This window comes from Blautia coccoides, assembly GCF_034355335.1.
Classification (GTDB): domain Bacteria; phylum Bacillota; class Clostridia; order Lachnospirales; family Lachnospiraceae; genus Blautia; species Blautia producta.
In genome coordinates, this window is record NZ_CP136422.1 from 4,027,234 (window position 1) to 4,052,044 (window position 24,811).

20 protein-coding genes and 1 other RNA gene are annotated in these 24,811 nt (G+C 45.9%); 10 read left to right on the plus strand and 11 right to left on the minus strand.

From position 1 onward, the window contains the following. Positions 1–92: 92 nt before the first annotated feature. Entirely contained in the window at positions 93–1,229 is a 1,137-nt protein-coding gene (tgt, locus tag BLCOC_RS18120) for a tRNA guanosine(34) transglycosylase Tgt (protein WP_029468546.1), read from the minus strand. 281 nt (positions 1,230–1,510) lie between these two features. On the opposite strand from tgt, the gene BLCOC_RS18125 reads away from it, so the two are divergent. After that, positions 1,511–5,758: a 2-hydroxyacyl-CoA dehydratase gene (locus BLCOC_RS18125; RefSeq protein ID WP_115622973.1), complete on the plus strand. Its 4,248-nt coding sequence runs from the start codon at positions 1,511–1,513 to the stop codon at positions 5,756–5,758. A gap of 213 nt (positions 5,759–5,971) precedes the next feature. Here the strand turns inward: BLCOC_RS18125 and BLCOC_RS18130 are convergent, their stop codons facing one another. The 5 genes from BLCOC_RS18130 to BLCOC_RS18150 all read right to left on the minus strand — a co-directional run bounded on the left by BLCOC_RS18130 (position 5,972) and on the right by BLCOC_RS18150 (position 11,673). Next, positions 5,972–7,606, minus strand: coding sequence for a putative polysaccharide biosynthesis protein (locus tag BLCOC_RS18130; protein ID WP_115622974.1), 1,635 nt, complete (start codon positions 7,604–7,606; stop codon positions 5,972–5,974). 14 nt (positions 7,607–7,620) lie between these two features. Then, positions 7,621–8,295 (minus strand): uracil-DNA glycosylase, encoded by a 675-nt coding sequence (gene ung / locus BLCOC_RS18135; RefSeq protein WP_115622975.1) that lies wholly within the window; start codon positions 8,293–8,295, stop codon positions 7,621–7,623. A gap of 241 nt (positions 8,296–8,536) precedes the next feature. After that, positions 8,537–10,006 carry a sensor histidine kinase gene (locus BLCOC_RS18140; protein WP_026255588.1) on the minus strand — a complete coding sequence of 490 codons (1,470 nt, stop codon included), beginning with the start codon at positions 10,004–10,006 and terminating at the stop codon, positions 8,537–8,539. A 3-nt stretch (positions 10,007–10,009) separates the two neighbouring features. Continuing rightward, positions 10,010–10,684 (minus strand): response regulator transcription factor, encoded by a 675-nt coding sequence (locus BLCOC_RS18145; RefSeq protein ID WP_018596451.1) that lies wholly within the window; start codon positions 10,682–10,684, stop codon positions 10,010–10,012. A 218-nt stretch (positions 10,685–10,902) separates the two neighbouring features. After that, entirely contained in the window at positions 10,903–11,673 is a 771-nt protein-coding gene (locus tag BLCOC_RS18150) for a Tim44 domain-containing protein (protein ID WP_115625439.1), read from the minus strand. Between the two features lie 304 nt (positions 11,674–11,977). Between BLCOC_RS18150 and ssrA the strand changes: the two genes are divergently transcribed. The 9 genes from ssrA (at position 11,978) to BLCOC_RS18195 (ending at position 18,462) form a co-directional block, all read left to right on the plus strand. Next, positions 11,978–12,329: a transfer-messenger RNA gene (gene ssrA / locus BLCOC_RS18155) on the plus strand. Positions 12,330–12,545: 216 nt separating this feature from the next. Then, a complete protein-coding gene (locus BLCOC_RS18160) occupies positions 12,546–12,869 on the plus strand; it encodes a sporulation initiation factor Spo0A C-terminal domain-containing protein (protein ID WP_029468541.1) in 324 nt (107 codons plus the stop codon). Positions 12,870–12,956: 87 nt separating this feature from the next. Further along, positions 12,957–13,268, plus strand: a complete 312-nt coding sequence (locus BLCOC_RS18165) for a hypothetical protein (RefSeq protein WP_165907147.1) — start codon at positions 12,957–12,959, stop codon at positions 13,266–13,268. 341 nt (positions 13,269–13,609) lie between these two features. Beyond that, positions 13,610–14,275: a response regulator transcription factor gene (locus BLCOC_RS18170; RefSeq protein WP_115622977.1), complete on the plus strand. Its 666-nt coding sequence runs from the start codon at positions 13,610–13,612 to the stop codon at positions 14,273–14,275. A gap of 2 nt (positions 14,276–14,277) precedes the next feature. Further along, positions 14,278–15,357 (plus strand): sensor histidine kinase, encoded by a 1,080-nt coding sequence (locus tag BLCOC_RS18175; RefSeq protein WP_322255203.1) that lies wholly within the window; start codon positions 14,278–14,280, stop codon positions 15,355–15,357. A 91-nt stretch (positions 15,358–15,448) separates the two neighbouring features. Then, entirely contained in the window at positions 15,449–15,601 is a 153-nt protein-coding gene (locus BLCOC_RS18180) for a hypothetical protein (RefSeq protein WP_165907146.1), read from the plus strand. After that, positions 15,598–16,443: an ABC transporter ATP-binding protein gene (locus tag BLCOC_RS18185; RefSeq protein WP_115622979.1), complete on the plus strand. Its 846-nt coding sequence runs from the start codon at positions 15,598–15,600 to the stop codon at positions 16,441–16,443. Before BLCOC_RS18180 ends, BLCOC_RS18185 begins: the two co-directional genes overlap by 4 nt. Next, the gene (locus BLCOC_RS18190) at positions 16,443–17,435 is read left to right on the plus strand and encodes an ABC transporter permease (RefSeq protein ID WP_115622980.1); all 993 of its coding nucleotides are present in this window, start codon (positions 16,443–16,445) and stop codon (positions 17,433–17,435) included. The genes BLCOC_RS18185 and BLCOC_RS18190 overlap by 1 nt, the downstream gene beginning before the upstream one ends. A 1-nt stretch (position 17,436) precedes the next feature. Continuing rightward, positions 17,437–18,462: an ABC transporter permease gene (locus BLCOC_RS18195; protein WP_115622981.1), complete on the plus strand. Its 1,026-nt coding sequence runs from the start codon at positions 17,437–17,439 to the stop codon at positions 18,460–18,462. Positions 18,463–18,513: 51 nt separating this feature from the next. Here the strand turns inward: BLCOC_RS18195 and BLCOC_RS18200 are convergent, their stop codons facing one another. The 5 genes from BLCOC_RS18200 to eno all read right to left on the minus strand — a co-directional run bounded on the left by BLCOC_RS18200 (position 18,514) and on the right by eno (position 24,783). Beyond that, positions 18,514–20,193 carry a M3 family oligoendopeptidase gene (locus BLCOC_RS18200; protein WP_115622982.1) on the minus strand — a complete coding sequence of 560 codons (1,680 nt, stop codon included), beginning with the start codon at positions 20,191–20,193 and terminating at the stop codon, positions 18,514–18,516. 43 nt (positions 20,194–20,236) lie between these two features. Next, positions 20,237–20,704 (minus strand): SsrA-binding protein SmpB, encoded by a 468-nt coding sequence (gene smpB / locus BLCOC_RS18205; protein ID WP_018596463.1) that lies wholly within the window; start codon positions 20,702–20,704, stop codon positions 20,237–20,239. A gap of 4 nt (positions 20,705–20,708) precedes the next feature. Beyond that, a complete protein-coding gene (rnr, locus tag BLCOC_RS18210) occupies positions 20,709–22,937 on the minus strand; it encodes a ribonuclease R (RefSeq protein WP_330412067.1) in 2,229 nt (742 codons plus the stop codon). A gap of 76 nt (positions 22,938–23,013) precedes the next feature. Continuing rightward, entirely contained in the window at positions 23,014–23,250 is a 237-nt protein-coding gene (secG, locus tag BLCOC_RS18215; protein ID WP_018596465.1) for a preprotein translocase subunit SecG, read from the minus strand. Between the two features lie 213 nt (positions 23,251–23,463). Then, complete coding sequence (gene eno / locus BLCOC_RS18220) at positions 23,464–24,783, minus strand: phosphopyruvate hydratase (RefSeq protein ID WP_115622983.1); 1,320 nt, start codon at positions 24,781–24,783, stop codon at positions 23,464–23,466. Positions 24,784–24,811: the final 28 nt, after the last annotated feature.

Consider the following 24,811-nt stretch of genomic DNA (forward strand, 5'->3'; position numbering starts at 1 on the left):
TATTTTGACGTTATTACAATAATACACAATTTTTCTTATTTCTTCAAGTGTTTTTCAGGTTTTTTTATATATTTTACACGTTTTTCCTGTTTTTATGCCTTGGGGCCTGCTGCCATGCGCTCCAGTTTCTGCTGTTTATAGTCTTCATAGCGGCCTTCATCCAGTGCCTGGCGGATTTCCGTCATCATGGTGTTGTAAAAATACAGATTGTGAAGCACGCAAAGACGCATGCCCAGCATTTCCTTTGCCTTCAGAAGATGGCGAATATACGCCCTGCTGTAGCTTCTGCAGGCCGGACACTGACACCCTTCCTCAATGGGGCGTGAGTCCAGCTCATATTTGGCATTGAACAGATTCAGTTTTCCGAAGTTTGTATACACATGTCCGTGACGGCCGTTCCTGCTTGGATATACACAGTCAAAGAAATCCACGCCTCTGGACACTCCCTCCAGAATATTGGCCGGTGTGCCCACTCCCATCAGATACGTTGGCTTGTCTGCCGGAAGATAAGGAACAACACTGTCCAAGATCCGGTACATCTCCTCATGGCTTTCTCCCACTGCAAGTCCGCCCACCGCATAGCCGTCAAGGTCCATTTTGGCAATCTCTTTTGCGTGGGCGATCCTGATATCATCATATACTGCGCCCTGATTGATTCCAAACAACATCTGCTGAGGATTGATGGTGTCCTCCTTTGCGTTCAGTCTTGCCATCTCTTCCTTACATCTTGCAAGCCATCTTGTCGTTCTGTCCACAGAATCCTGAACGTATTTCCTGTCTGCCACTGAGGAGGGACACTCGTCAAAAGCCATGGCAATGGTGGAAGCCAGATTGGACTGTATCTGCATACTTTCCTCCGGTCCCATAAAAATTTTATGCCCGTCAATATGGGAATTGAAGTACACACCTTCCTCTTTGATCTTCCTGAGCTTTGACAGGGAAAACACCTGGAATCCGCCGGAATCTGTGAGAATGGGTCTGTCCCAGTTCATAAACTTATGGAGGCCTCCCAGTTTTTTGATCACCTGGTCGCCAGGACGCACATGAAGATGATACGTGTTTGACAATTCTATCTGGGTGCCTATTTCATGCAGGTCTGTTGTGGCTACGGCCCCTTTGATGGCTGCCACTGTGCCCACGTTCATAAAGACAGGTGTCTCCACCGCTCCGTGCACAGTTTCAAAATGGGCGCGCTTTGCCATACCTTCCTGTTTTAATATCTTATACATATAACCGTTTCCTCTTTCTAAATGTAATTCTTTTACCGGCTGTTTCCGGCACTTGTGTCTGGCTTATTCTACCATATGGGAAATGTAAACGCAACCGGCTGAAATATTTTCTTTTTCTGAGGATATATAACTAAAATAATCCAATTTCAAATTAGCAATTGTATTTTTAGAAATATTGTCGTATAATGTTAAATGATTTTTAATCGCACTATATAAATAAGAAGAAATGCATATATGACGGCGAAAAACCGTCCATTTTTTATGAAGGAGGTCTCCTGACTATGTCAGCAGATAATAAAAATACTGCAGTCGTATACCGTCTTGGCATTGATATTGGCTCCACCACGGTAAAAATTGCAGTTTTAAATGAAGAAAACGAAATTCTTTTCTCCGATTATGAACGCCACTTTGCAGACATCCAGAATACGCTGGCCGGACTGCTTGACAAGGCATACAAGCAATTGGGGGAATTTTCCGTCCTCCCGGTGATCACCGGTTCAGGCGGACTGACACTCGCAAAGCATCTGGAGGTTCCCTTTGTACAGGAGGTTATTGCTGTATCCTCCTCCTTACAGGAACTGGCACCCAAAACCGATGTGGCCATTGAACTGGGCGGTGAGGATGCAAAGATCATTTATTTTGAGGGCGGAAATATTGAACAGCGTATGAACGGTATCTGTGCCGGAGGAACCGGCTCTTTTATCGACCAGATGGCCTCCCTGCTGCAGACAGATGCCGCCGGGCTGAATGATTACGCCAAAGATTACAAAGCACTCTATCCCATTGCTGCCAGGTGCGGTGTATTTGCCAAGACAGATATTCAGCCGCTGATCAATGAGGGCGCTACAAAAGAAGACCTTTCAGCCTCCATATTCCAGGCTGTTGTAAACCAAACCATCAGCGGTCTTGCCTGCGGAAAACCCATCCGCGGACATGTGGCATTTCTAGGAGGTCCGCTTCACTTTTTATCCGAACTCAAGACGGCGTTCATCCGCACACTGAAGCTGGATGAGGAACACACCATTGTTCCTGACAATTCCCACCTGTTCGCCGCCATCGGCTCTGCGCTGAACGCGAAAAAGGACACACCTCCTGTCAGCGTCACTGCCATGCGTGACAGGCTGTCAGCCAACATACATATGGAATTTGAAGTAAACCGTATGGAGCCTCTGTTCGCCACTAAGGAAGATTATGATAAATTCAATGAGCGGCAGAGCCATTACAATGTAGTAACCGGTGACATTTCCAGTTACAGCGGAAACTGCTATCTGGGCATTGACGCCGGCTCCACAACAACAAAAGCCGCACTGGTGGGGGAAGACGGCTCCCTGCTCTATTCCTTTTACAGCAACAATAACGGCAATCCCCTGGCTACCAGCATCCGCGCCATTCAGGAAATCTACAGCCATCTGCCCCGTGAGGCGAAAATTGCGTACTCCTGCTCCACCGGATACGGGGAGGCACTGATAAAAGCTGCTCTCCTTCTGGATGAAGGGGAGGTGGAGACAGTATCCCACTACTACGCAGCGGCCTTCTTTGATCCTGAGGTAGACTGTATCCTGGATATCGGCGGTCAGGATATGAAATGCATAAAAATAAAAAACCATACAGTAGACAGCGTACAGCTCAATGAAGCCTGCTCATCCGGCTGCGGTTCTTTTATCGAAACATTTGCAAATTCCCTGAACTACAGCGTACAGGATTTTGCAAAAGCCGCACTTTTTGCCAAGAATCCCATTGACCTCGGAACCAGATGTACAGTATTCATGAACTCCAAAGTGAAACAGGCCCAGAAAGAAGGCGCTGAGGTATCGGATATCTCCGCAGGTCTGGCCTACTCTGTTATTAAAAACGCTCTGTATAAGGTAATCAAGGTATCCGATGCCTCGGAGCTGGGAAAACATATCGTGGTACAGGGGGGAACCTTCTACAACGATGCGGTTTTAAGAAGCTTTGAGCGCATTGCCAACTGTGAGGCCATAAGACCCGACATTGCCGGGATCATGGGTGCTTTCGGTGCTGCCCTGATCGCCAGGGAGCGCTATACAGCGGGACAGGAAACCACCATGCTGCCCATTGAGAAGATCAACAGCCTTCAGTATAAAACCACCATGGCTAACTGCAGGGGCTGTACCAACAACTGCCGGCTGACCATCAACAAATTTTCAGGAGGCCGCCAGTACATCTCCGGCAACCGCTGTGAGCGCGGCATCGGCAAGGAGAAAAATAAGGACCATATCCCGAATCTGTTTGATTATAAATACAAAATGCTGTTCTCCTACGAACCGCTGACAGAGGATAAAGCCCCCAGAGGAAAGGTGGGAATACCCAGGGTTCTGAACATGTTTGAGAATTATCCCTTCTGGTATACCTTCTTTACCCGGCTGGGGTATGAGGTGGTGCTCTCTCCCACCTCCACAAGAAAGATTTATGAACTGGGCATTGAATCCATTCCCAGTGAATCGGAGTGCTATCCGGCCAAACTGGCCCACGGACACGTTTCATGGCTGATCAAACAGGGTGTCAAATATATCTTCTATCCCTGCATCCCCTACGAGCGGGAAGAGTTTGCGGACTCTGTCAACCACTACAACTGCCCAATTGTCACCTCCTATGCGGAGAACATAAAGAACAACATTGATGAGCTGAATGACCCGGAGATCAGATTCCACAACCCATTTTTAGCCATGACCAATGAAGAGACCATCACAGAGCGTCTGTTGGAAGAATTTAAGGATATCCCCTCCACGGAAATCTCTGATGCTGCCCATGCTGCCTGGAAAGAAATGGCCAAATGCCGGGAGGATATCCGCAGAAAAGGCGAGGAAACCCTGCGCTATCTGGATAAAACAGGACGGCGGGGTATTGTGCTGGCAGGAAGACCTTACCACATTGATCCGGAAATTCATCACGGTATTCCGGATTTGATCAATTCCTACGGCATTGCCGTGCTGACTGAGGATTCCGTCTCTCATCTGGCTCCTATTGAACGGCCTCTGCGCGTCAATGACCAATGGATGTATCACACCAGGCTCTATGCGGCTGCCAACTTTGTGAAGGAAAAGGATAATCTGGATCTGATCCAGTTAAATTCCTTTGGCTGCGGACTGGACGCTGTGACCACAGACCAGGTAAATGAAATCCTTTCAGACAGCGGCAAAATTTATACCTGCCTGAAAATTGATGAGGTGAACAACCTGGGTGCTGCCCGCATCCGTGTCCGCTCCCTGATCGCTGCCCTCCGTGTCAAGGAAGAGCAGCATATCAAGCGGAAAATATCGCCGTCATCCATCAAAAAGGTAGTATTTACACCTGAAATGAGGAAAAACTATACTATCCTCTGCCCTCAGATGTCACCTTTCCACTTTTCTATCCTGCAGGCAGCCTTCAACGCCAGCGGATACAATCTGGAGGTACTCCCTAATGACAACAAGGAAGCCGTGGATGTAGGCCTTAAATACGTAAACAATGATGCCTGCTATCCTTCCCTTATGGTGGTTGGCCAGATCATGCAGGCCCTCCTCTCAGGCAAATACGATCTGCATAAAGTAGCCATCATCATGTCACAGACAGGAGGGGGATGCCGTGCCTCCAACTATATCGGATTTATCCGAAGGGCACTTGCCAAGGCAAATATGTCCTACATACCGGTCATTTCCATCAATTTAAGCGGACTGGAAGAGAATCCCGGATTTAAGATCACAGCAAAATTAGCCTGCAGATTGGCTTTCGCCGCTGTGTTTGGTGATATCCTGATGAAATGTATTTACCGTATGCGTCCCTATGAGGCAGTCAAAGGTTCCGCCAATGCCCTGCACCGCAAATGGGAGAAACGCTGTATCCGCTTCATAAGCGCAAAACACATCACCTTCGGCCAGTTTAACCGCATCTGCCGACAGATGATAAGGGAATTTGATACACTGCCTATCACCAACGAGAAAAAGCCGAGAGTCGGTATTGTCGGCGAGATCCTGGTAAAATTCCTGCCTGCTGCCAACAATCATCTGGCGGAGCTGTTGGAAAAAGAAGGCGCAGAGCCTGTATGCCCTGATCTGATCGACTTTTTATGTTACTGTTTTTATAACCAGAACTTCAAGGCAAAATATCTGGGCTTCAAGAAAAACTCAGCAAAAACAGCCAATCTGGGGATTAAAGCCATTGAGTTTATCAGAGGTGCCGCCAATAAAGAGTTTGCCAAGAGCAGACATTTTACCCCATCTGCCAACATCGCAGACCTGGCTAAAATGGCCGCCCCTATTGTATCCATCGGCAACCAGACCGGAGAGGGCTGGTTCCTGACCGGAGAGATGATGGAGCTGATCCACAGCGGAGCGCCGAATATTGTGTGTACACAGCCCTTTGGCTGTCTGCCCAATCATATTGTAGGCAAAGGTGTCATCAAAGCCATCCGCAAGGATTATCCCGACTCTAATATTGTGGCCATAGATTATGACCCGGGTGCCAGTGAAGTAAACCAACTGAACCGTATTAAGCTGATGCTCTCTACCGCATTTAAAAAAATGCAGTAAAATGCAGTGATCGTAAGAGATATCGCATAGAAAGATAAACAGAAAAAGACCAGCGGACCGCTCATTCTGAGCGCAGCCTGCTGGCCTTTTTCTGTTTGTTTCTCCATTCGTTCTCTGTTTCTTCCTCCGGTAATCTCTCTGATCGTTTCTCCGTTTTTCTCTTTTTACTTCTCAGTTTGTCTATTTTCCATATTCATTGTACATATGAATTTTTCAGATTATTTTCAATTTTTGTGCCAGCACAGCCAGTTTTGTTCCTCCCGGGAGAGACAGAAGTTCCTGTCTGGACGGTTTTGCAATAAAGAGGTACGCCACAAAGTACACGGCCGCGGCCAGAGCGATAGAAGGGATCAAAGCCAGCAGATTGGAATGGGGCAGAGATTTTGCCAGAAATCTCACTCCCTTGTACACTGCAAATGCCACGGCGCCCATAGGAATGGTAGCCAAAAGCGGAGGCAGATACGCGTATTTCCACGGATTCTGATATCCCAGGTATTTCTTCAGTGCTCTGTCATTGAGAACACACATAACTACGGCATAAACGATCATAGCGATAACCACAGCGTAGATTCCCGTATTGGTGAAGAACAGGAGAACCGCAAGAAAGACTACATCCACAGCCAGGGATATAGCCGCATTGATCATGGGAACGTTTGCCCTTCCAATACCCTGCAGAACACCATTGGAGATATTGGATGTACTGTTCAGGATAACCGTGATAACACCCAGCACCATCAATTGTCCTGCCACACCCTCTGTGGAGGGAAAAAGCAGGGAAGTGACAGGTTTAGCCAGTACCGCCAGACCAACGGAGGCAGGCATGGAAATCAGCATACTGATCCATGTGGCATTGTTGATCTTCTCAATAGCACCCTTTACATCCCCAGTAGCATAATGGGCGGAGACCTCAGGGATCATGGAGGTAGGTGCCGTACTTGCAAGCGTCAAAGGTATATTGATCAGAGTCATGAAAAAGCCAAATTCCGCATATAGCACCTTTACCTGACTGTTGTCCATGCCTCTGAAATCAGAAATACTGGTGTACATCACACCATTGATATAACCGTTCACATTATAAATAAACGCACTGAGGATAATAGGCGCCACGATCAGCACAATATTTCTCATTACCTGCTGATAGCTCTCATCCACAGACACTTTGTCCCTGGCGATCCGCCGGTTGATGGTCTTCCTGTTCACACTGTATACAAACAGCATAAAAAGAAGCGCTGCCGTGACTCCCGCTCCTGTACCGATAGTTGCTCCGGCTGCACTCCATCTCTGCAGTGTATCTTCTCCGGCGCCTGCAAAATGATTTACCATAAAGTTAGCCATCAAAAGCGCCACAACCGCAACTGCTATCTGCTCCACGATCTGCGAGATGGACGTGGGCATCATATTTCTGTATGCCTGAAAATATCCACGAAACACACCCAGTATCCCGGATATAAAAATAGTGGGAGCCAGCATCTGAAGGGCCAGTCTGGCATTTGCCACACTGTCCGGCACTAAGATAGATGCACCGAACACACATATGAGCGCCACAATACCTCCCGCTATGACTGCGTATAAAAGAGCGCCTTTAAACACCCTCTGCGCGTCTCTATACCTTTTGAATGCGATCCGCTCTGACATGATCTTAGATACAGCCTGGGGAATGCTGAAGGATGCGATCATCAACAGAATAAAATATACATTCTGTGCAAACTGAAAGCAGGCAAAGCTCTCTCTTCCCAGAAGCGAAGACAGGGGGCTTTTGTATATCATTCCGATGATCTTGGATATCAGCGCCGCAACCATTAAAAAAGACGCATTTTTCACTAATGTATTACTATTCTTTTTACCCATTTGTCCAAATTCCTCTATCTGTTTTCTATCTGCCAGTCAATCGGCTCCAGGCCATGCTCCTGTAAAAAGGCATTTGCCTTGCTGAAATGGCGGCATCCAAAAAATCCGCGGAAAGCAGACAGCGGACTGGGATGGGGGGCTTCCAGGATCAGGTGATTCGGATTGTGGAGCATACTCTTTTTCATCTGTGCCGGTCTCCCCCATAAAAGGAACACCATAGGCCGGTCCTGTTCATCCAGAATGCGGATAGCCGCATCCGTAAACTCCTCCCAGCCAATTCCCCTGTGGGAATTAGCCTGATGGGCGCGCACTGTCAACACTGTATTCAAAAGCAGAACACCCTGCTTTGCCCATTTTTCCAGATAGCCGTTGTTGGGTATATAGCAGCCGCAGTCCTCCTGCAGTTCCTGGTAAATATTCACCAGGGAAGGAGGGATTTCCACATCCGGCTTCACAGAAAAACACAGGCCGTGAGCCTGTCCGTCATTGTGATAAGGATCCTGTCCCAAAATGACCACTTTTACCTGGTCTAAGGGGGTAAAATGAAATGCATTGAAAATATCGTCCGGTGCGGGGAATACCTTTCTCGTCTGGTACTCCTGCCCCACCTTTGCGAACAATTGTTTATAATATTGTTTTCCGAATTCCGGCTTTAAAGCCTCCAGCCATTCTCCCTGTAAAGGCGGCATAAATCATCCCTCCTGCATTTTTATCATGTTCTCTAGTTTAGCAGAATCCATCGAAAAATGCAAGGAGGTGTCGCAGAACCGGCTCTGTCATCATTACTATTCAACCTTTCGGCCTCATAGCAACAAAAGCATGCACACAGACTGCAAAAACTGCAGGCTGGCGCGTGGCTGCCTCGGGATTGCCTTGCAAATGCAAGGCAGCACCTCGCGGGACAGTGGAAAGCTGAACTGTTACCTGCCATCATTTCTCTTCTAGTTCAAACCAGAATTCCACACCGTTGTCATAATTGACAACTCCGAACTTCTGGTGCATACTCTCCATGATCGCCTTTACAATAGACAGACCAATACCGCTTCCGCCATACTCCCGTGTCCGGGCTTTGTCAACTTTGTAGAACTTTATCCAGATTTTATCCAGATCCTCCTCAGGGATAGGTTTACCTGTGTTAAAGACAGAGAGGCGCACATGATTGTCCTTTCTCATGATCTTGACCTCAATCTTCTTATCCCCGTCCACATGATTCAAAGCGTTGGACACATAGTTTGTCACCACTTCCTCCACTTTAAACTCATCGCCCCACACATATACAGGCTCCACCTGCGGGAAAGCGATCTGCGCCTCTTTCTGGTCTGCCAGAAGCTGTGCTGCCTGCACTACGCCTCTTACAAGATCTGTCAGATCAAACCGTTCCATAGCTGTCTGGTCATTGCCGAACTCAAGCTGGTTTAAAGTCAGCAGCTTTTTCACCATATTGTTCATCTTGGCAGACTCGTCCATGATGACTTCACAGTAAAACTCCCTGCTCTCCGCATCGTCATTGATACATTCTTTCAATCCCTCCGCGTAGCCCTGGATCAGTGCAATGGGAGTCTTCAGCTCATGAGAAACATTGGAGAGGAATTCCTTGCGCATCTCATCAATCTGTTTCTTCTGCTCAATATCCTCCTGCAGCTCATTGTTGGCGGTTTTCAGCTCAGATATGGTATGCTCCAGTTCCTCAGACATTTTGTTGAAATTCTCACCCAAGGTACCGATCTCATCCTCCCCTCCGCCTTCATATCTTGCTTCAAAGTCCAGGTTGCTCATGCGTCTGGAGATTTCCGTCAGTTCCAGCAGGGGCTTTGTTATTCTCTTGCTCATAAACCAGATTGCCCCGCTGCTTATCATGATCACAAGAAGTCCGATATAAATGTAAAACATATTGGAGATTTCCACACTGTCCCTGATGCTCGCCATGGGCATACGGATCAGGAATGCACAGCTTCGGTTCTCCATTATCCCCCACATATCCAGATATACCACATTTTCTTTGTCGTCTGTATTCTGCTCCAATGTATAGGAATCATTATTTGAAATAACCTCTCTGTTTTCCGGCATCATACCCCATATATATCCAAAGAGAAGCCTGGTCGCCAGCAAGTCCGGATTCCGCCCATCGTTGGCTATGATGGTCCAGTCCTGGGTACTCACATCCACAAGAACCCAGGAAATGTTTTTTTCAATACAGAGTCCCTGCAGGTGCGTCCTTCCCTCCGGATCGTTGTAAGCCTGCTCATTCAATGCCTTATAAACGGTTTCCAGGGAATCTGCCTTTCTAGAGATATAGTATTTCTCCAGAAACAGTCGGTTCACTGCCGTGATGGACAAAAGCGACAATAGCATGATTCCAATAAAAGAAACCGCCAGACGCACCTTAATTGATCTTCTCATATCTTATACCTCGAACTTGTATCCCATACCCCAGATTGTTTTGATGTATTCACCCTTATCTCCCAGCTTGCTGCGAAGTTTCTTCACATGGGTATCAATGGTGCGGGCATCGCCAAAATAATCATAATTCCATACAGAATTCAATATTTTCTCTCTGGAAAGTGCAATCCCCTGATTTTCAAGGAAATATGTCAACAGCTCAAATTCCTTATAACTCAGTTCCATAGGCTCCCCGTCAATAGTGGCAATATGGGAAGCTTTATTCACCTCAATGCCGCCGGCAGAGAGAACATCACTGCTTCCGCAGATATTGGCTCTTCTCAGGATAGCTTCCACTCTTGCTACCAGTATCTTGGGGCTGAAAGGCTTTGCAATATACTCATCCACACCCAGTTCAAATCCCAGAAGCTCATCCCTTTCGTCTCCTCTGGCTGTCAGCATAATAATGGGCACCTTGGAGTCCCTGCGAATTTCCCTGCATACCTCCCAGCCATCCATCTTCGGCATCATGACATCAAGGATCAAAAGGGCAATATCCTTTGTGGCATAAAAAATGTCCAGTGCCTCCTCACCGTCACCGGCCTCCAGCACCTCAAAGTCTTTCTTTACCAGGAAGTCCCGCACCAATTTGCGCATCCTGCTCTCATCATCCACTACCAATATCTTACATTTCTCCATATAGCTTACCTCTTTCTATTCTCACAGACTCCTTCTGTCCGTTTTTTCTATGTACCTTTTCCGCTCTATGTCCGTATCGCAGCCATATTCCTGAAACTGAGGGCAAAATAGTCACGTTATCTCTGCTGCTTATCCCCTCACAGGAAGAGATCAGATGGCTCCTGCCGTCTATTGATAAATATAACAAAAATATTTGTTGAATCTGTGAACAAACACTATTATATAAACTGATTGATATCAATTTCGTCCTGCTGCCTGATTTCCTGGAGGACCCAGCGCTTATTGCGGTAAACAAATCTCCAGTATTCGTAAAAGCTCTCTTTTTTCGTATTGCCGCGCACACAGATTCCTGTGTTCCTGTTAATATAGTATCCCACCATACTGCCGTGTATCAGATACCAGATACTGTCATTCTCCTCCCCCGGTTCATCACTGGCACAGACAGGCACTGCGCTCAACAGCTTTACATGCTTCTGTACCACTGCTTCCTCTCTCACTTCCATCCACTGGATCTTCATGTTAAAATCCTCCAGCAGTTCTGTGCTTAGATAAGCTGCGGCATAGCTGGCATCCATCCGTCTCCAGCACTCCTGTATTTCAAAGTAGGCCTCCTCCACCTGACGCTGTACTTCCCTGTAATCCCAGTTTCCCCCGATTTTTTCGTACTGACGCATGAGATTTTTACTTTTCATGGCTGCTTTTTTAGATTTTACGGTAAATACAATGGCGCCGCCGCAGGTGATCAGAACAGCATTAACCCCGAACACAATGTTTCCCACTAAATTGCTGCGGGATGAGGAACGGCCACTGTGGTAGCTGTTACCGCCGGAACCGCCGCTGTATCCGCCTCCTCCGCCTGATCCTCCGCCGCCTCCTGAACTTCCACCACCGCCGGCCCGTCCCCACACAGGCACTGCAAGCGCGGTAAGGAGTATAAAGAGCATCAAAAAACCATACCGGAATCTTCTTTTTTTATGAAAAAGCTTCATATTTCCCCTGTCTGCAAAGAAACGGTCCATAACAGCCCTATTCTCTGCTTTCCCCTTATTCTTCATCTGAATCTAAAATAAGTCTATCCCAGACAGATTTATCTGTCAAGCCTGGTCTCTTTATCCCGGTGTCCGCATTTTGAGGCCGGCAGATTCGGGATTTTTCTGTGCTTCACCATGCAATAATACAAGTCTTCTGCTCTGAACGGCGCTGACCGCCCCGGAATTTTTTTATCATTTTCCCTTGACAAAACACAAAAAAAACGCTATTCTATAGTATACTTCCACAGTGAAGTCCAGTAATGGGCTTGTACTGGTTTCGACGGGGGTTTTGAAGTTGGGGAAGCCATCCGCAGACTCCGGGACTGCGCAACAACCTGGAACTTAAATATAAACGCAGACAATAATAATTTAGCGTTAGCTGCCTAATTGCAGCTTGTCGGCCCCAGGTCACCTGCTGCCTGGGAATCCGGCATCGACTTTGCAGGGCCCTTTACTTTCAAAGCTTTGAGAAAGTAAAAGATTCATGAAGCTACTGAGTACATCAGCCTGTCATCCGGCGGTTGTATAAGGGAATGTTAAAAGAATGACTGTGATGGGAGATGCCTCAAGGGATAGACTTTCGGACGCGGGTTCGATTCCCGCCAGGTCCACTTTTCATTTACCCGGAATGCCCGGTTTTACCGGCATCCGGGTCTTTTTTTGTTCTTAAATCATCCAAAAATACTGAATTCCATTGTACTCCCCTTGAATCATATTGTACTCCCCACTATGATTCTCAGGTCTTTTTTTGTATTATAATGTCGAACTTTCCTTCCTGTCTGCCATTCTCCTCTATAATATTATAGAAAACATGAGGAGGGTAATTAAATATGCATACAAAGGATAAAATCATAAGACAATTTGGCATTACATCGAAATACAAGGGATACCGCTATCTGCTCGACGCCATTCACATTGCCGCCGAGAATTACGATGAATGTCTCAAAGTGACAAAAGATATCTATCCTGTCATCGCTCATAAATATGGTGTTACCAAAGTCAGTGTGGAACGGGACATCCGGACCGTTATTGAAAAGTGCTGGGACAATAATAAAGCTTATCTGCAGGAACTATCCGGCTGTAAACTTTCCAGATGTCCTTCAAACAGTGAGTTTATTGATATTATTGCCTACACAGTATACCGGAATACATAAGTCTCTTAAGATAGGCAGCTCTATTTCCATTATTTACCAGTTCACCTACACATTTCACAGTTTTATAATGGTATCAGGGGTGAGCAATTGAAAAGCTCTGAGAAAAAGGCAGAAATCCAAACAAAAAAGCAGACCGGCGAAGAATCTAAATGTGAAGTCAAGTTGGAAGATAAACTTGAAATTAAGTGTGAATCCAGGCTAGATGATAAGCTTGAAACTAAGTGCGATTCCAGGTTGGATGATAAGCTTGAAACTAAGTGCGATTCCAGGTTGGATGATAAGCTTGAAACTAAGTGTGATTCCAGGTTGGAAGGTACTTTCAAAAGTACCAAGAGTGAACAGGAGGTGCTTGACAAAATAATCTCTGAGGCAAAACGCCGCGGCCTCTTTCATGACTGATCATGGTCTTAATTTCATTTCCTAAAAAGCTGTCTGTATGGGTCAGTTTTCGATTCAGCTATCCGGTCTCATAGCTGTAAGGGGCATGCACTCAGACTGCAAAACTGCAGTCTGGCGCGTGGCTGTCTCGGGATTGCCTTGCAAATGCAAGGCAACACCTCGCGGGACAGTAGAATGCTGAATTATTACCGGAACAGCTCTTTTCTTTCTGTTTGCATTCCCTTTTGTAACGTAATATAATAAAATATGACTTTTGACATAGAAACTTCTGACATAGAATATTTTGATACAGCAAATATAACTTTTTACCGGAAGATCAAAGGGAACAGGAGGCAGCAGCGATGGCACTAATATTAATTGCTGAGGACGAAAAAGGCATGCAGGATATTTTGACTGACTATATGCGCCATGGGGGACATACCTGTATCACAGCAGACGATGGCATAGACGCTGTGACAATACTGAAAAATAATCCTGTTGATCTGGCGGTCCTGGATATTATGATGCCCCATCTGGACGGCTTTTCCGTATGCCGTATTGCCAGGGAAATGTGCAGCATTCCTATTATATTTCTCACAGCAAAAGACAGCGAGACTGACAAATTAAAGGGCTATGAATACGGTGCTGACGACTATATCACAAAACCGTTCAGTCCCAAAATACTTCTTGCCAAGATCAATGCGCTTTTGCGCCGTGCCGCATCCGCAAACCCTCAGGATATGATAACCGCAGGTGAAATTGTACTGCAGTTGTCCTCCCGCACAGTCACGGTATGCGGCATGGATCTTTCGCTGACTCATAAAGAATTTGAACTGCTGCGCCTTTTTATGCTGAATAAAAACCAGGTTTTTTCCCGTGACCAACTGCTCAACCGCATCTGGGGATATGATTTTGAGGGAAACACCAGAACCGTAGATACCCACATCAAGACTCTGCGCCAGAAGCTTGGATCCGAAGGACAACATATTGTCACCCTGATCCGTTCCGGCTATAAGTTCGAGGTATGATCATGAAAAAAATATTGTCCGCGTTTGGACTGACCACGGTCCGCAAAAAAACTCTCCTGCTCTCAAAATTAGTGGGAGGCATCATTGTTCTGTTCTATCTGTTTACTTCGGAGCTGCCCACAAACCGCAGTTTTGCTTTTCTGATATGGTTCCTCCTTATGGCATCCATGGTCCTTCTGGTGGATCATCTGCTTGGGCGCCTGATTTCAAAACCTCTCAATGAAATCAATCAGGAGGCAGAGCGAATGGCCTCTCTGGACTTTACGGCCCGGTGCCGGATAGATTCCAATGATGAATTCGGCAGACTCTCCCAAAGCTTAAATACTATGTCCGCCAATTTACAGGACGCTCTGCAAAAACTGGAACATGCAAATACGCAGCTTGAAAAAGAAGTGCGCAGGGAACGTCTCCTTCAGGTTCAGAGAAAAGAGCTTACGGACAATCTGTCACATCAGATGAAAACACCTCTTGGGCTTATACGTGCCTATACCGAGGGATTAAAAGACGAAGTGGACGAAACCAAAAAGCAGCAGTATACGGACGCCATATTATCTGCCGGGGATCGGATAAATCACATGCTGGTATCACTCTTGGACCTGTCAGCACTGGAGGGGGGATTTGCAGAACTTTCAAACAAAACCTTTGATTTTCTTGAAATGGCAGAGACCTCTGCAGGCCGTCTGCTTCTTGACACTCCCCACACAGATTACCGTTTTACTTATCAACTCCCAGATGATCCCATTCTGATCTATGCTGACCCCAAGCGCATGGAACAGGTACTGGACAATCTCATAGAAAACGCAAAAAAGAATGTAGAAAAGGGCGGTGATATCCACCTCGCCATAAGCTGTACCCAAAAGGAACTCTCCTTTTCCCTGTTTAACCAGTGCAGCCCTATACCGGAACAGGAACTTTCAAAAATCTGGACCAAATTCTACCGCGGAGAAAATACTGCAGGCAGCGGTTCCGGATTGGGCCTGGCTATTGTAGCCCAGGTGCTCTCTGTCTATCAGGTTCCATATGGTGTCCGGAATTTGGATACTGGAGTAGAATTCTATTTCTCTTTTCCTATCAGTACATGATCCATAGTATTTCTTCACATAAACTTCACACCAGTCCCATACTGAATTCACCTCCTTTGTATAGGCTCTCCTATATAAGGGAGGTGAATTTATGTTTTTAGGACTTGAATGGTATTGGTGGCTTATACTGGCTGTAGTCTTAGTGCTCTCCATACCCCTTAAAGTTAAATTTGTGAAATGGTGGAACAGACGGCTGCGCGAAAAAGAAAATGGAAAAAAAGATAAATGGGGGGATGGATCATGATTGATGTTAAAAATCTGCGTTTTTCTTATAAGAAAGGCCAGGAAATCCTGCACGGACTGAGCTTTTCTGTGGATGACGGGGAAATTTTCGGTTTTCTGGGACCCAACGGATCCGGCAAATCCACAACCCAAAAGATATTGACTGGGATACTGGGCGGTTATCTGGGAGAGCTTCGTCTTTTTAACCGGATGCCCATGGATAACAAAATGGATTTCCGCAGCCAGATCGGTGTCCTTTTTGAATTTCCCTATCTTTATACGAATCTAAGTGCTCTTGACAATCTGGATTATTTCGCCTCTTTCTATCCGGCTGACAGACGAAGAGACGCCGAAGAGCTTTTGGACATGCTGGAATTTAAAAAAGATTTCCTGAAAAAGCCTGTCTCCTCTTACTCAAAAGGCATGAGACAGCGTGTCAGCATGGCCAGGGCACTGATAAATAATCCCCGGCTGCTGTTTCTGGACGAGCCGACCAGCGGACTTGACCCCGCAGGGGCCGTGCTGTTCCGAAGGATCATTGAGGAGGAGCGCAGAAAAGGCACCACTGTCTTTCTCACAACCCATAATATGATGGATGCTGACCTGCTTTGCGACCGGGTTGCTTTTATCGCAGACGGAGAGATCAAAGCACTGGACACGCCCCAAAGATTAAAAGAACAAAAGAGAAGTCATACAGTGGAAATCGCATATCTTTATGAGCAGAAAAGATGCACATCCAGTCTTGAATTGACCCGGATGAGTCAGGCATTTCCCTTCCCATACGAAAAAATCATCAGTATCCACTCTAAAGAACCTACATTAGAAGATATTTTCATCCAATATACAGGAAAGGGGCTGATATAATGAGGTATGTTATCGTTTCTCTGGTCAAAAAGGATTTCCGTCTGATGCTGGCATCAAAGTTTTTTCTGCTGACACTCGGTTCTCTTATTCTCTATTCCTGCTATATTAACCTGGTCTATGTTCGTTTAGACCAACAGATCTATCCTGTGTATCTCTATGATCCTCATGGCATCTATAATACCGTATCTCCTGATACTGTAAAAACAGAGAGCCTGGATCAACTGCATCAAGCCTGTTTGGACGGCTATTCCGTGGGAATTGATGCCTCGAGCAAAGTCCCGGAAATCTATATGGTCTCCTCCGGTATTGAGAGCACTGACAATCTTCGGACAGCCTACGCCCTGTCGCGGCTCTCCACTGGATCTGCCTCCAAAACCGAGATCATAGGAAGCAATGACAAAGAAATGAAAAGCCGTCGGGAGATCACCTGTGAATTTCTCTTTTTTGAACTGTCAGCCGTAGGTTTTCTCGGTCTGGCTTCCACACTATTTAAGGAAAAACAGATGGGTGTGATCCGGGTGCACAGTACGCTGCCTGTCAGGGAGACCTTCTTCCTATTATCAAAACTGCTGCTCTTTCTGCTGGCAGATTTAGTATTCACCCTTTTACTGACTTTGATGAATTTGGGGCTTTCTGAGGGACTTTCCGTATTGCCTGCAGTTTTGGTCCAGGCAGGTATCCTGTCCCTTATCATGGCACTTACAGGTTTCTTATGTGCCATATTGCTACAGGGATTCCGGCAGTTTTCACTTTTTTATCTGATATTGGCCGTATTTATCACAACCCCTGTATTTCTTGCGGGGCAGACCGGCATAGCATGGGATTGGATCTCATTCCATCCTATGTATCACTTGTTCATGGCTGTGAAAAACGCATATTTTGGCATAAAGCCGGCGGGAATCCTCTACTATGCTGCATGTGTGACTGCTGTTTTCTCTCTGTTTCTTATGGTCCGCAGGGCACTTGTACGGGAAATGGCAAAGGAGGGGTAATATGACAGGTATAAAATATCAGTTAAAAAATATAAGACGTGATAAAATGTGTATTCTGACCTTTCTCCTGCCTATCCTTGCAGGATTGGCCCTTAACCTCCTGTCAGGCATAAGTTTTTCCTCTGTCAGTGAAACAGCCTTCGCTGCTGTAAAGGGGAATCTTACCTCCGATACGATAATTTGGCTAAAAAGCATAGGCCGGGTAGAGATTTTGGATAATATGCAGGAGTTTGAAAACGCCATCAATGAGCCTGCCACACAGCTTATCGGTGTTATACAAAAGGAAAAAAGGATCGCCTCTGTTCTGTCCGGTGATGAATTGGAAGTGAATACTGTAATTGGGGGTATCCTTCCCCAGCTCTATGAAGAAAGAGCAAATCTTTCCTCCTGTGAAGTGAATCTTATACCGGGAAAAAGCAATGACCATGACGTCTTAAAGCCTTTACTTACAGCTATCACCATGGTAACTGCAATGTTCATGGGATGCACCTTCAATGCAATGAATATAATCAGTGAAAAAGAAGAAGGGATCGGATATGTAAATGAAGTGATACCCATGACTGAGATGGACTATATGATACAGAAAATTTCTCTTGGATATATAGGCGCCGTGCTGTCTGCTGCTTTTACTGCACTCATCTGTATACGCACAACATGGAGCATGGTTTTTCCCCTGTTTTTGATCATTTTATTGTCCGCTTTTCTTGCCGCACTTGCAGGACTGTTCATCGGACACTTTTCAGACGGGCTTATGTCGGGCATTATCTGTATCAAAATGGTAATGATACTGTTTCTGGCTCCCCCGGTGCTGTTCTATCTGACCATTTCAAAAGACAGTATTCTTCACACCGCAACATATCTGCTCCCGGCCAGTGCCGCATTTTACGGGATCCTGGACCTGATAACCGGAGATGGCAGACAGATAGGGGAATATATCTTTGTACTTTTGCTGCACTGCATGCTCTGGATGGCCGTATACCTTCTCATATACCGCCGCAGAAGCTCCCACGCAGAGCAGACTCAATGACAGGCTTAAGGGCACCTACAGCGGCCGGGATGCTGTCCCGGCCGCCGCCCTTTAGCTGTGGATATCCTTTTGTAATTTGTCCACGATCTCACGAATGCATCCATCCTCAAACGGAGAACGCAGGCCGGCTTTTTGCAGTAGATTCTCAAAAAAGTCAGATGCAGACAGTCTGCAGAGCTGTAAGTAGCTCCTCCATGCCTCCTCATAATTTTCCTGCATTTTGTTTTTATATTCAAAAGCACAGAGCTGCGCGATCACATAATCAATATAGTACAGAGGAAAACTGTAAATGTGATGCTGCCGCTGCCAGTAACCGCCCTCGGCAAAAAACTGCAGGCTTCCGTAATCCAAATGCGGCTTATAGACACGCTCCAGCTCCTTCCAGACCAGTTTTCTTTCTTTCGGAGTCATGTCAGGCTCATCGTATATCCTGTGCTGGAATTCATCCACCATACAGCCGTAAGGAATGAATAAAACCGCATCTTCCAGATGCATTTCCTGATACGCCTTTGCCTTGTCACCTGCAAAAAACAGGGCATACCAAGGTTCTGAGAAAAATTCCATTGACATGGAATGGATCTCAGCGGTCTCCATGCCGATATCCGCATGTTCACGAATAGGATCCTCGGAAGCCAGATATCCCTGAAAGGCATGACCGCACTCATGGGTGATGACATTCACATCGTCGCTGGTCCCGTTAAAGTTAGCAAAAATAAATGGAGATTTATAATCCGGAATATATGTCATATATCCGCCAACTGCCTTTGTTTTTCTTCCAAACACATCCAGAAGTTCATTTTCCATCATAAAATCAAAGAATTCCCTGGTCTCCTTTGAAAGCTCCCCATACATTCTCTGTCCGGCTTTCAGAATTTCTTCCGGTGTTCCGAAAGGCTGGGGATTTCCCTCTCTGCCATATACCTGTTCATCCGAAAAATACATTTTTGACAGACCCAGGCGCTCTCTCCTGTGTTCATACAGACTCTCTGCAAACGGTACAAAGACCTCTTTCACCTGACGCCTTAAATTCTCCACCTGTTCTCTTTGGTAACTGTTCCGCTGCATACGCAGATATCCCAATTCCGTATAGCTTTCAAACCCCAGTTCTTTTGCCTGAAGCGTCCTGTTTTTTACAAGTTTATCATACAGCTCATCCAGTTTATCTGAAATGCTCAGAAAGAACGCATTTTGTTTTTCATATGCTCTTTTGCGGACTTCCGGGTCTTTATGCTTGAGATAAGGACCTAAAAGAGAAAGATTTAAGACTTCCCCGTCCCAGTCTATTTTTGCACTGGCCAGCAGTTTTTCATATTCGGTGACCAGCGCATTTTCTTCCTGCATAAGCGGAATTACAGCTTCACTCACAGAGCGGAAGGATAGTTCCATGTTCTTAAATGCCACAGCCCCGATGATCTGCTCCAACTCTTCCCTGAACCGGGAATGATACAGAAGTTTCAAATACTCTACTGTCAAATTGCTGTAGGCAGGCACCTGTTCATCGTAATAAGCCTTTTCCTTTTCATAAAACACATCTGTGGTATCCATACTGTGCCGGATAGATGCCAGGGTGACCTGTGTGGAAACTTTATCTGAAAGTGCATAGTATTTTTTGTGGATTTCAAACTGTTTTTGAGCACTTCCGGCTGATTTGAAAGCCTCCATCAGTTCCAACAGTTCCTCTTTTACCTTCTCAAAGTCAATTCTCTCATATGGCATGTCACAAAATTTCATGTTGGTCTCCTCGCTTTTCACTGGATTTGTTTCTGCGCAGCACTTACAGGTTCTTTACTTTGAATTCCCGCTCAGCTTCTCTTTTCTGATCCTTCTTGGCAATGTCCTGTCTCTTATCATACAGTTTCTTACCTTTTGCGATCCCGATTTCCACTTTTACAAGACTTCCTTTAAAGTAAACCTTAAGCGGTACCAGAGTATAACCTTTCTCTGCTATTTTAGCCGCGATTTTGCGGATCTCATACTGATGGAGCAAAAGTTTTCTGGTCCTCAGCGGATCTTTATTAAAAATATTCCCTTTTTCATAAGGACTGATATGCATGCCCCAGACGAAAACCTCTCCTCTGTCGATCTGGATAAAGGATTCCTTGATGCTGCATTTTCCCATTCGCATGGATTTGACCTCAGTTCCTGCAAGCTCGATCCCTGCTTCATAGGTATCTTCTATAAAGTAATCATGATAGGCTTTTTTATTGTTTGCGATCAGACGAATCCCTGATTCTTTTCCCATAATTTTATTCCTTTCCTCCCGCCATTTCCTGGCTTTCCTCTGTTACGGGTGAAAAATCCACTGTTTTTGTTACGATATCTGCATTTTCCACCCGAACCTTTATTTTTTGGCCCATAATATATTGTCTTTTTTTGCTTTCACCCGTCAGGCTGTAATGTTCCCTGTCAAAGATATAATAGTCATCTGTGAGAGTATTTACATGAACCAGCCCTTCGATGGTATTTGGCAGTTCTACATAGAGACCCCATTCCATAACTCCGGATATGGTGCCTTCAAAGACTTCACCTATATGGGATTCCATATATTCCGCCTTCTTCATTTTAACTGTTTCCCGTTCCACTTCCTCTGCCCTGCGCTCCAGGGTGCTGGACTGGTTTGCCACTGCGTCCAGGAGATCAGCGTAGTGCTTTTTCTTTTCCTGGGTCATTCTTCCGTGAATAGTCTCTTTGATGATCCTGTGTATCTGCAGATCAGGATACCGCCTGATCGGGGAAGTAAAATGGCAGTAATATCTGGCCGCCAGTCCAAAGTGGCCGCTGCAGTCTATGGTGTATTTTGCCTGCTTCATGGAGCGCAGCAGGAGTCTGGAAAAGAACGGCTCACAGTCCATACCCTCAATCTCATCTAAAATGCGCTGCACCTCTTTGGGATGGATCTCCTGCTTTGCCTTTTTTACCCGGATTCCGGTTCCGCGTATCATAGTCAGGACTGCCTCCATCTTTTCCGGGTCCGGATCATCATGTGTTCTGTATACGAAAGGAATGTCTCTGAAATAATACTCCTCCGCAACTGTCTCATTTGCCAGAAGCATAAAATCTTCTATGATCTCTGTTGCCACATTCTGCTCATAAGGATATATCTCTGTGGGTCTGCCATTCTCATCCAATTTTATCTTACTTTCCGGAAAATCAAAATCAATGGCTCCTCTTTTTCCTCTTTTCTTTCTCAGGATTCCTGACAGCTCCTGCATAAGAAAAAACATGGGCGCCAGTTCCGCATATTCCATGGTAACTTCTTCATCCTCATGAAGCAGGATTTTTTTCACATTTGTATATGTCATACGCCGGTCCACATGTATGACGGTCTCGGCTATCTTATGGCCGATCACATTTCCCTTTTTGTCGATATCCATCAGACAGCTGAGTGCCAGGCGGTCTTCCCCTGCATTCAGAGAGCAGATACCATTGGACAGCTTTTTGGGAAGCATGGGGATCACCCGGTCAACCAGATAGACACTGGTACCTCTTTTTAAAGCCTCTCTGTCAAGTGCGCTGTTGTACTGTACATAATTGCTCACATCGGCAATGTGCACACCCAGACGGTAAAATTCCCCTTCTTTGGTAATGGATACCGCATCATCCAGGTCCTTTGCGTCCTCGCCGTCAATGGTGACCATTGTCCAGTCCCGTAAGTCCATACGGCCGTAATAATCCCCTTCATTGAGGCTTTCCTTGATTCTATCTGCCTGGTTCAGTACCTTTTCCGGAAATTCCATAGGCAGGTCATAGCTTCTGGCCACTGACATAACGTCCACGCCCTTTTCACCCTTATGTCCCAGAATTTCTTTTACTTTTCCCTCCGGATTTCTGCTTCTGCTGCCGTAATTACGGATCGCTGCCACCACTTTATCACCGCTGACAGCTCCCATGGAGTGTTCCATGGGAATAAAGATATCTTTGGAAAACTTTCTGTTGTCAGGAACCAGGAAACCGAAGCTGTCACTTTTTTCATATGTGCCCACAACCTCTTTCATTCCCCGCTCCAGAACTTTAACTACCGCGCCTTCTCTCCGGCGTCCGTCTCTTTCCTCTTTTATGATCCGTATCTGAACGGTATCTTTGTGAAGAGCATCTCCTGTGTGTTCCTCGGAGATAAAAATATCCTCCTCCTCACCTTCCACTTCCACAAAGCCGAAGCCTTTGGCATTGCCCACAAAGGTTCCTGTCAGATAGAATTCCCGTTTTCCTTTGCTCTTCTTCTCCTGTTCACGGGAAGGTTCTTTTTGCTTCTTCCCATTTTCTTTTCTCACCGCTTCATAGCGGCCCCGCTTGTTGATGCTGATCTTTCCCTCTTCCAGCAGCATGTCCAGGATTTTATGAAGCTCATCCCTTTTGCCGGCCGGAATCTGCAGAAGCACTGCCAGGTCTTTTGCCCTCATGGGTGTATACTCCTTGCAGCACATGATTTCATACAGCATCTTCTTGCGTTTTTTTACCTGTGCATTTTTTTTCAAATATTTACTCCTAACTAAAGGCGTCTTTCGCCTATAAAAATATGACACCCTTGCGTGACTGCAAGAGTGCCATCTCTTAAAATTTCAGATTCAAAACCAGTGCCAGAACAAAGAATAAAATCCCCATGATTTTTGTGGCTTTAACCAGTGCCCCTTCCATTGAACGGCCTTTGTTCTTACCCCAATAGGTATCAGCCATACCGGCGATCGTGCCAAGTCCCTGAGATTTTCCTTCCTGCATCAGAATAATAACGGTCAACCCAATACAATCAATAACGAATAAAATCGTCAGTACAATTCTCAAAATTTCCATGATCACACCTCCTAATCGTCAAACAAAATTAGTGTATCACAGTATTTCCGAGATTTCAACTGTTTTTCAATGATTCTAACCTGTTTCTGGAAATAATAGCAGATGTTCGCAGTATACGGAAAGTGAAGTTTCCTGTTCTGTAACAATGGCCTTCTCTATAACCGGGCCGGAAACCGCTGCACTCTGCTATCTATGCTATCTATGCTGTCTCTGTTATCTCTCGAATGGTGTTTCATAACATGCCTGTGCGCCAAGAGCGTCTTCAATCCTGAGAAGTCTGTTATATTTTGCTGTACGCTCTGAGCGGCATGGCGCTCCGGTCTTGATCTGTCCCGCATTCACCGCAACAGCCAGGTCCGCAATAAAAGTGTCCTCACTCTCGCCAGAGCGGTGAGAGATCACGGCTCTGTATCCGGCTTTCTGCGCCATTTCCACAGCATCCATGGCCTCAGTAAGAGTACCGATCTGGTTTACCTTTACGAGTACCGCATTACCCGCGTTTAATTTGATCCCGCATTTGATCCTCTTTACGTTTGTCACAAACAGGTCGTCTCCCACAAGCTGTACCGTTTCTCCCAGTTCCTGAGTCATGAGCTGCCATCCATCCCAGTCATCTTCATGTAAGCCATCTTCAATAGAAACAATAGGAAACTTATCGAGCAAATCCCTGTAGTATTCTACCATCTCTCTGGAACTTCTCTGTACCTCACTGCCGTTCATCTGAGATTCCCCCGGAAAATAGTAACAGTCTTTTTCCTGGTCATACAGTTCGCTTGCCGCAGCATCCATAGCATAGCAGATCTGTTCCCCCGGTGCATAGCCGCACTTTTCCACAGCCTGATTCAAAATTTCAAAAACATCCCGGGCGCTGCTTAAATTCGGCGCAAAACCACCTTCATCACCTACGCCTGTAGATAAATCTTTATCTTTCAGGATTTTTTTCAGAGCCTGATAGATTTCTGTACACATGCGCAGCCCTTCATGAAAACTCTCTGTTCCCACGGGCATGATCATAAATTCCTGAAAATCCACAGTATTGTCTGCATGTTTTCCTCCATTTAGAATATTCATCATGGGAACCGGCATTCTCTTTGCATGACATCCGCCAAGATACTGATAAAGAGGAAGTTTCAGTGCTTTGGCAGCCGCCTTTGCCACAGCCAGGGATACTCCCAGAACTGCGTTGGCACCTATATGCTCTTTGTTGTCTGTTCCGTCTGCTTCAAGAAGAAGACTGTCAATATAGCTTTGTCTCAGTGCGTTTTCTCCAAGCACAGCATCTGCCAGCTTAACGTTGACATTGTTCACAGCCTTCTGGACACCCAGGCCTCTGTACCTTTTTTCTCCGTCTCTCAGTTCAACTGCCTCAAACCTGCCCGTAGATGCACCGGAGGGTACAATGGCCCTTCCCGTCACCCCGTCTTTTCCCACTATTCCTTCACCGACTGTCACTTCTACTTCCACTGTCGGATTTCCTCTGGAGTCTAATACTTCTCTGGCGTATACCTTTCGTATTGGTAAATAACGATTCATGGCATTACCTCCTGCAATTTCTTCATAC

What these genes read in the sequence shown, in the direction of transcription:
- tgt (WP_029468546.1), bottom strand. Translation starts at nt 1,229, where the DNA reads ATGTATAAGATATTAAAACAGGAAGGTATGGCAAAGCGCGCCCATTTT.
- BLCOC_RS18125 (WP_115622973.1), top strand. Translation starts at nt 1,511, where the DNA reads ATGTCAGCAGATAATAAAAATACTGCAGTCGTATACCGTCTTGGCATT.
- BLCOC_RS18130 (WP_115622974.1), bottom strand. Translation starts at nt 7,606, where the DNA reads ATGGGTAAAAAGAATAGTAATACATTAGTGAAAAATGCGTCTTTTTTA.
- ung (WP_115622975.1), bottom strand. Translation starts at nt 8,295, where the DNA reads ATGCCGCCTTTACAGGGAGAATGGCTGGAGGCTTTAAAGCCGGAATTC.
- BLCOC_RS18140 (WP_026255588.1), bottom strand. Translation starts at nt 10,006, where the DNA reads ATGAGAAGATCAATTAAGGTGCGTCTGGCGGTTTCTTTTATTGGAATC.
- BLCOC_RS18145 (WP_018596451.1), bottom strand. Translation starts at nt 10,684, where the DNA reads ATGGAGAAATGTAAGATATTGGTAGTGGATGATGAGAGCAGGATGCGC.
- BLCOC_RS18150 (WP_115625439.1), bottom strand. Translation starts at nt 11,673, where the DNA reads ATGAAGCTTTTTCATAAAAAAAGAAGATTCCGGTATGGTTTTTTGATG.
- BLCOC_RS18160 (WP_029468541.1), top strand. Translation starts at nt 12,546, where the DNA reads ATGCATACAAAGGATAAAATCATAAGACAATTTGGCATTACATCGAAA.
- BLCOC_RS18170 (WP_115622977.1), top strand. Translation starts at nt 13,610, where the DNA reads ATGGCACTAATATTAATTGCTGAGGACGAAAAAGGCATGCAGGATATT.
- BLCOC_RS18175 (WP_322255203.1), top strand. Translation starts at nt 14,278, where the DNA reads ATGAAAAAAATATTGTCCGCGTTTGGACTGACCACGGTCCGCAAAAAA.
- BLCOC_RS18180 (WP_165907146.1), top strand. Translation starts at nt 15,449, where the DNA reads ATGTTTTTAGGACTTGAATGGTATTGGTGGCTTATACTGGCTGTAGTC.
- BLCOC_RS18185 (WP_115622979.1), top strand. Translation starts at nt 15,598, where the DNA reads ATGATTGATGTTAAAAATCTGCGTTTTTCTTATAAGAAAGGCCAGGAA.
- BLCOC_RS18190 (WP_115622980.1), top strand. Translation starts at nt 16,443, where the DNA reads ATGAGGTATGTTATCGTTTCTCTGGTCAAAAAGGATTTCCGTCTGATG.
- BLCOC_RS18195 (WP_115622981.1), top strand. Translation starts at nt 17,437, where the DNA reads ATGACAGGTATAAAATATCAGTTAAAAAATATAAGACGTGATAAAATG.
- BLCOC_RS18200 (WP_115622982.1), bottom strand. Translation starts at nt 20,193, where the DNA reads ATGAAATTTTGTGACATGCCATATGAGAGAATTGACTTTGAGAAGGTA.
- smpB (WP_018596463.1), bottom strand. Translation starts at nt 20,704, where the DNA reads ATGGGAAAAGAATCAGGGATTCGTCTGATCGCAAACAATAAAAAAGCC.
- secG (WP_018596465.1), bottom strand. Translation starts at nt 23,250, where the DNA reads ATGGAAATTTTGAGAATTGTACTGACGATTTTATTCGTTATTGATTGT.
- eno (WP_115622983.1), bottom strand. Translation starts at nt 24,783, where the DNA reads ATGAATCGTTATTTACCAATACGAAAGGTATACGCCAGAGAAGTATTA.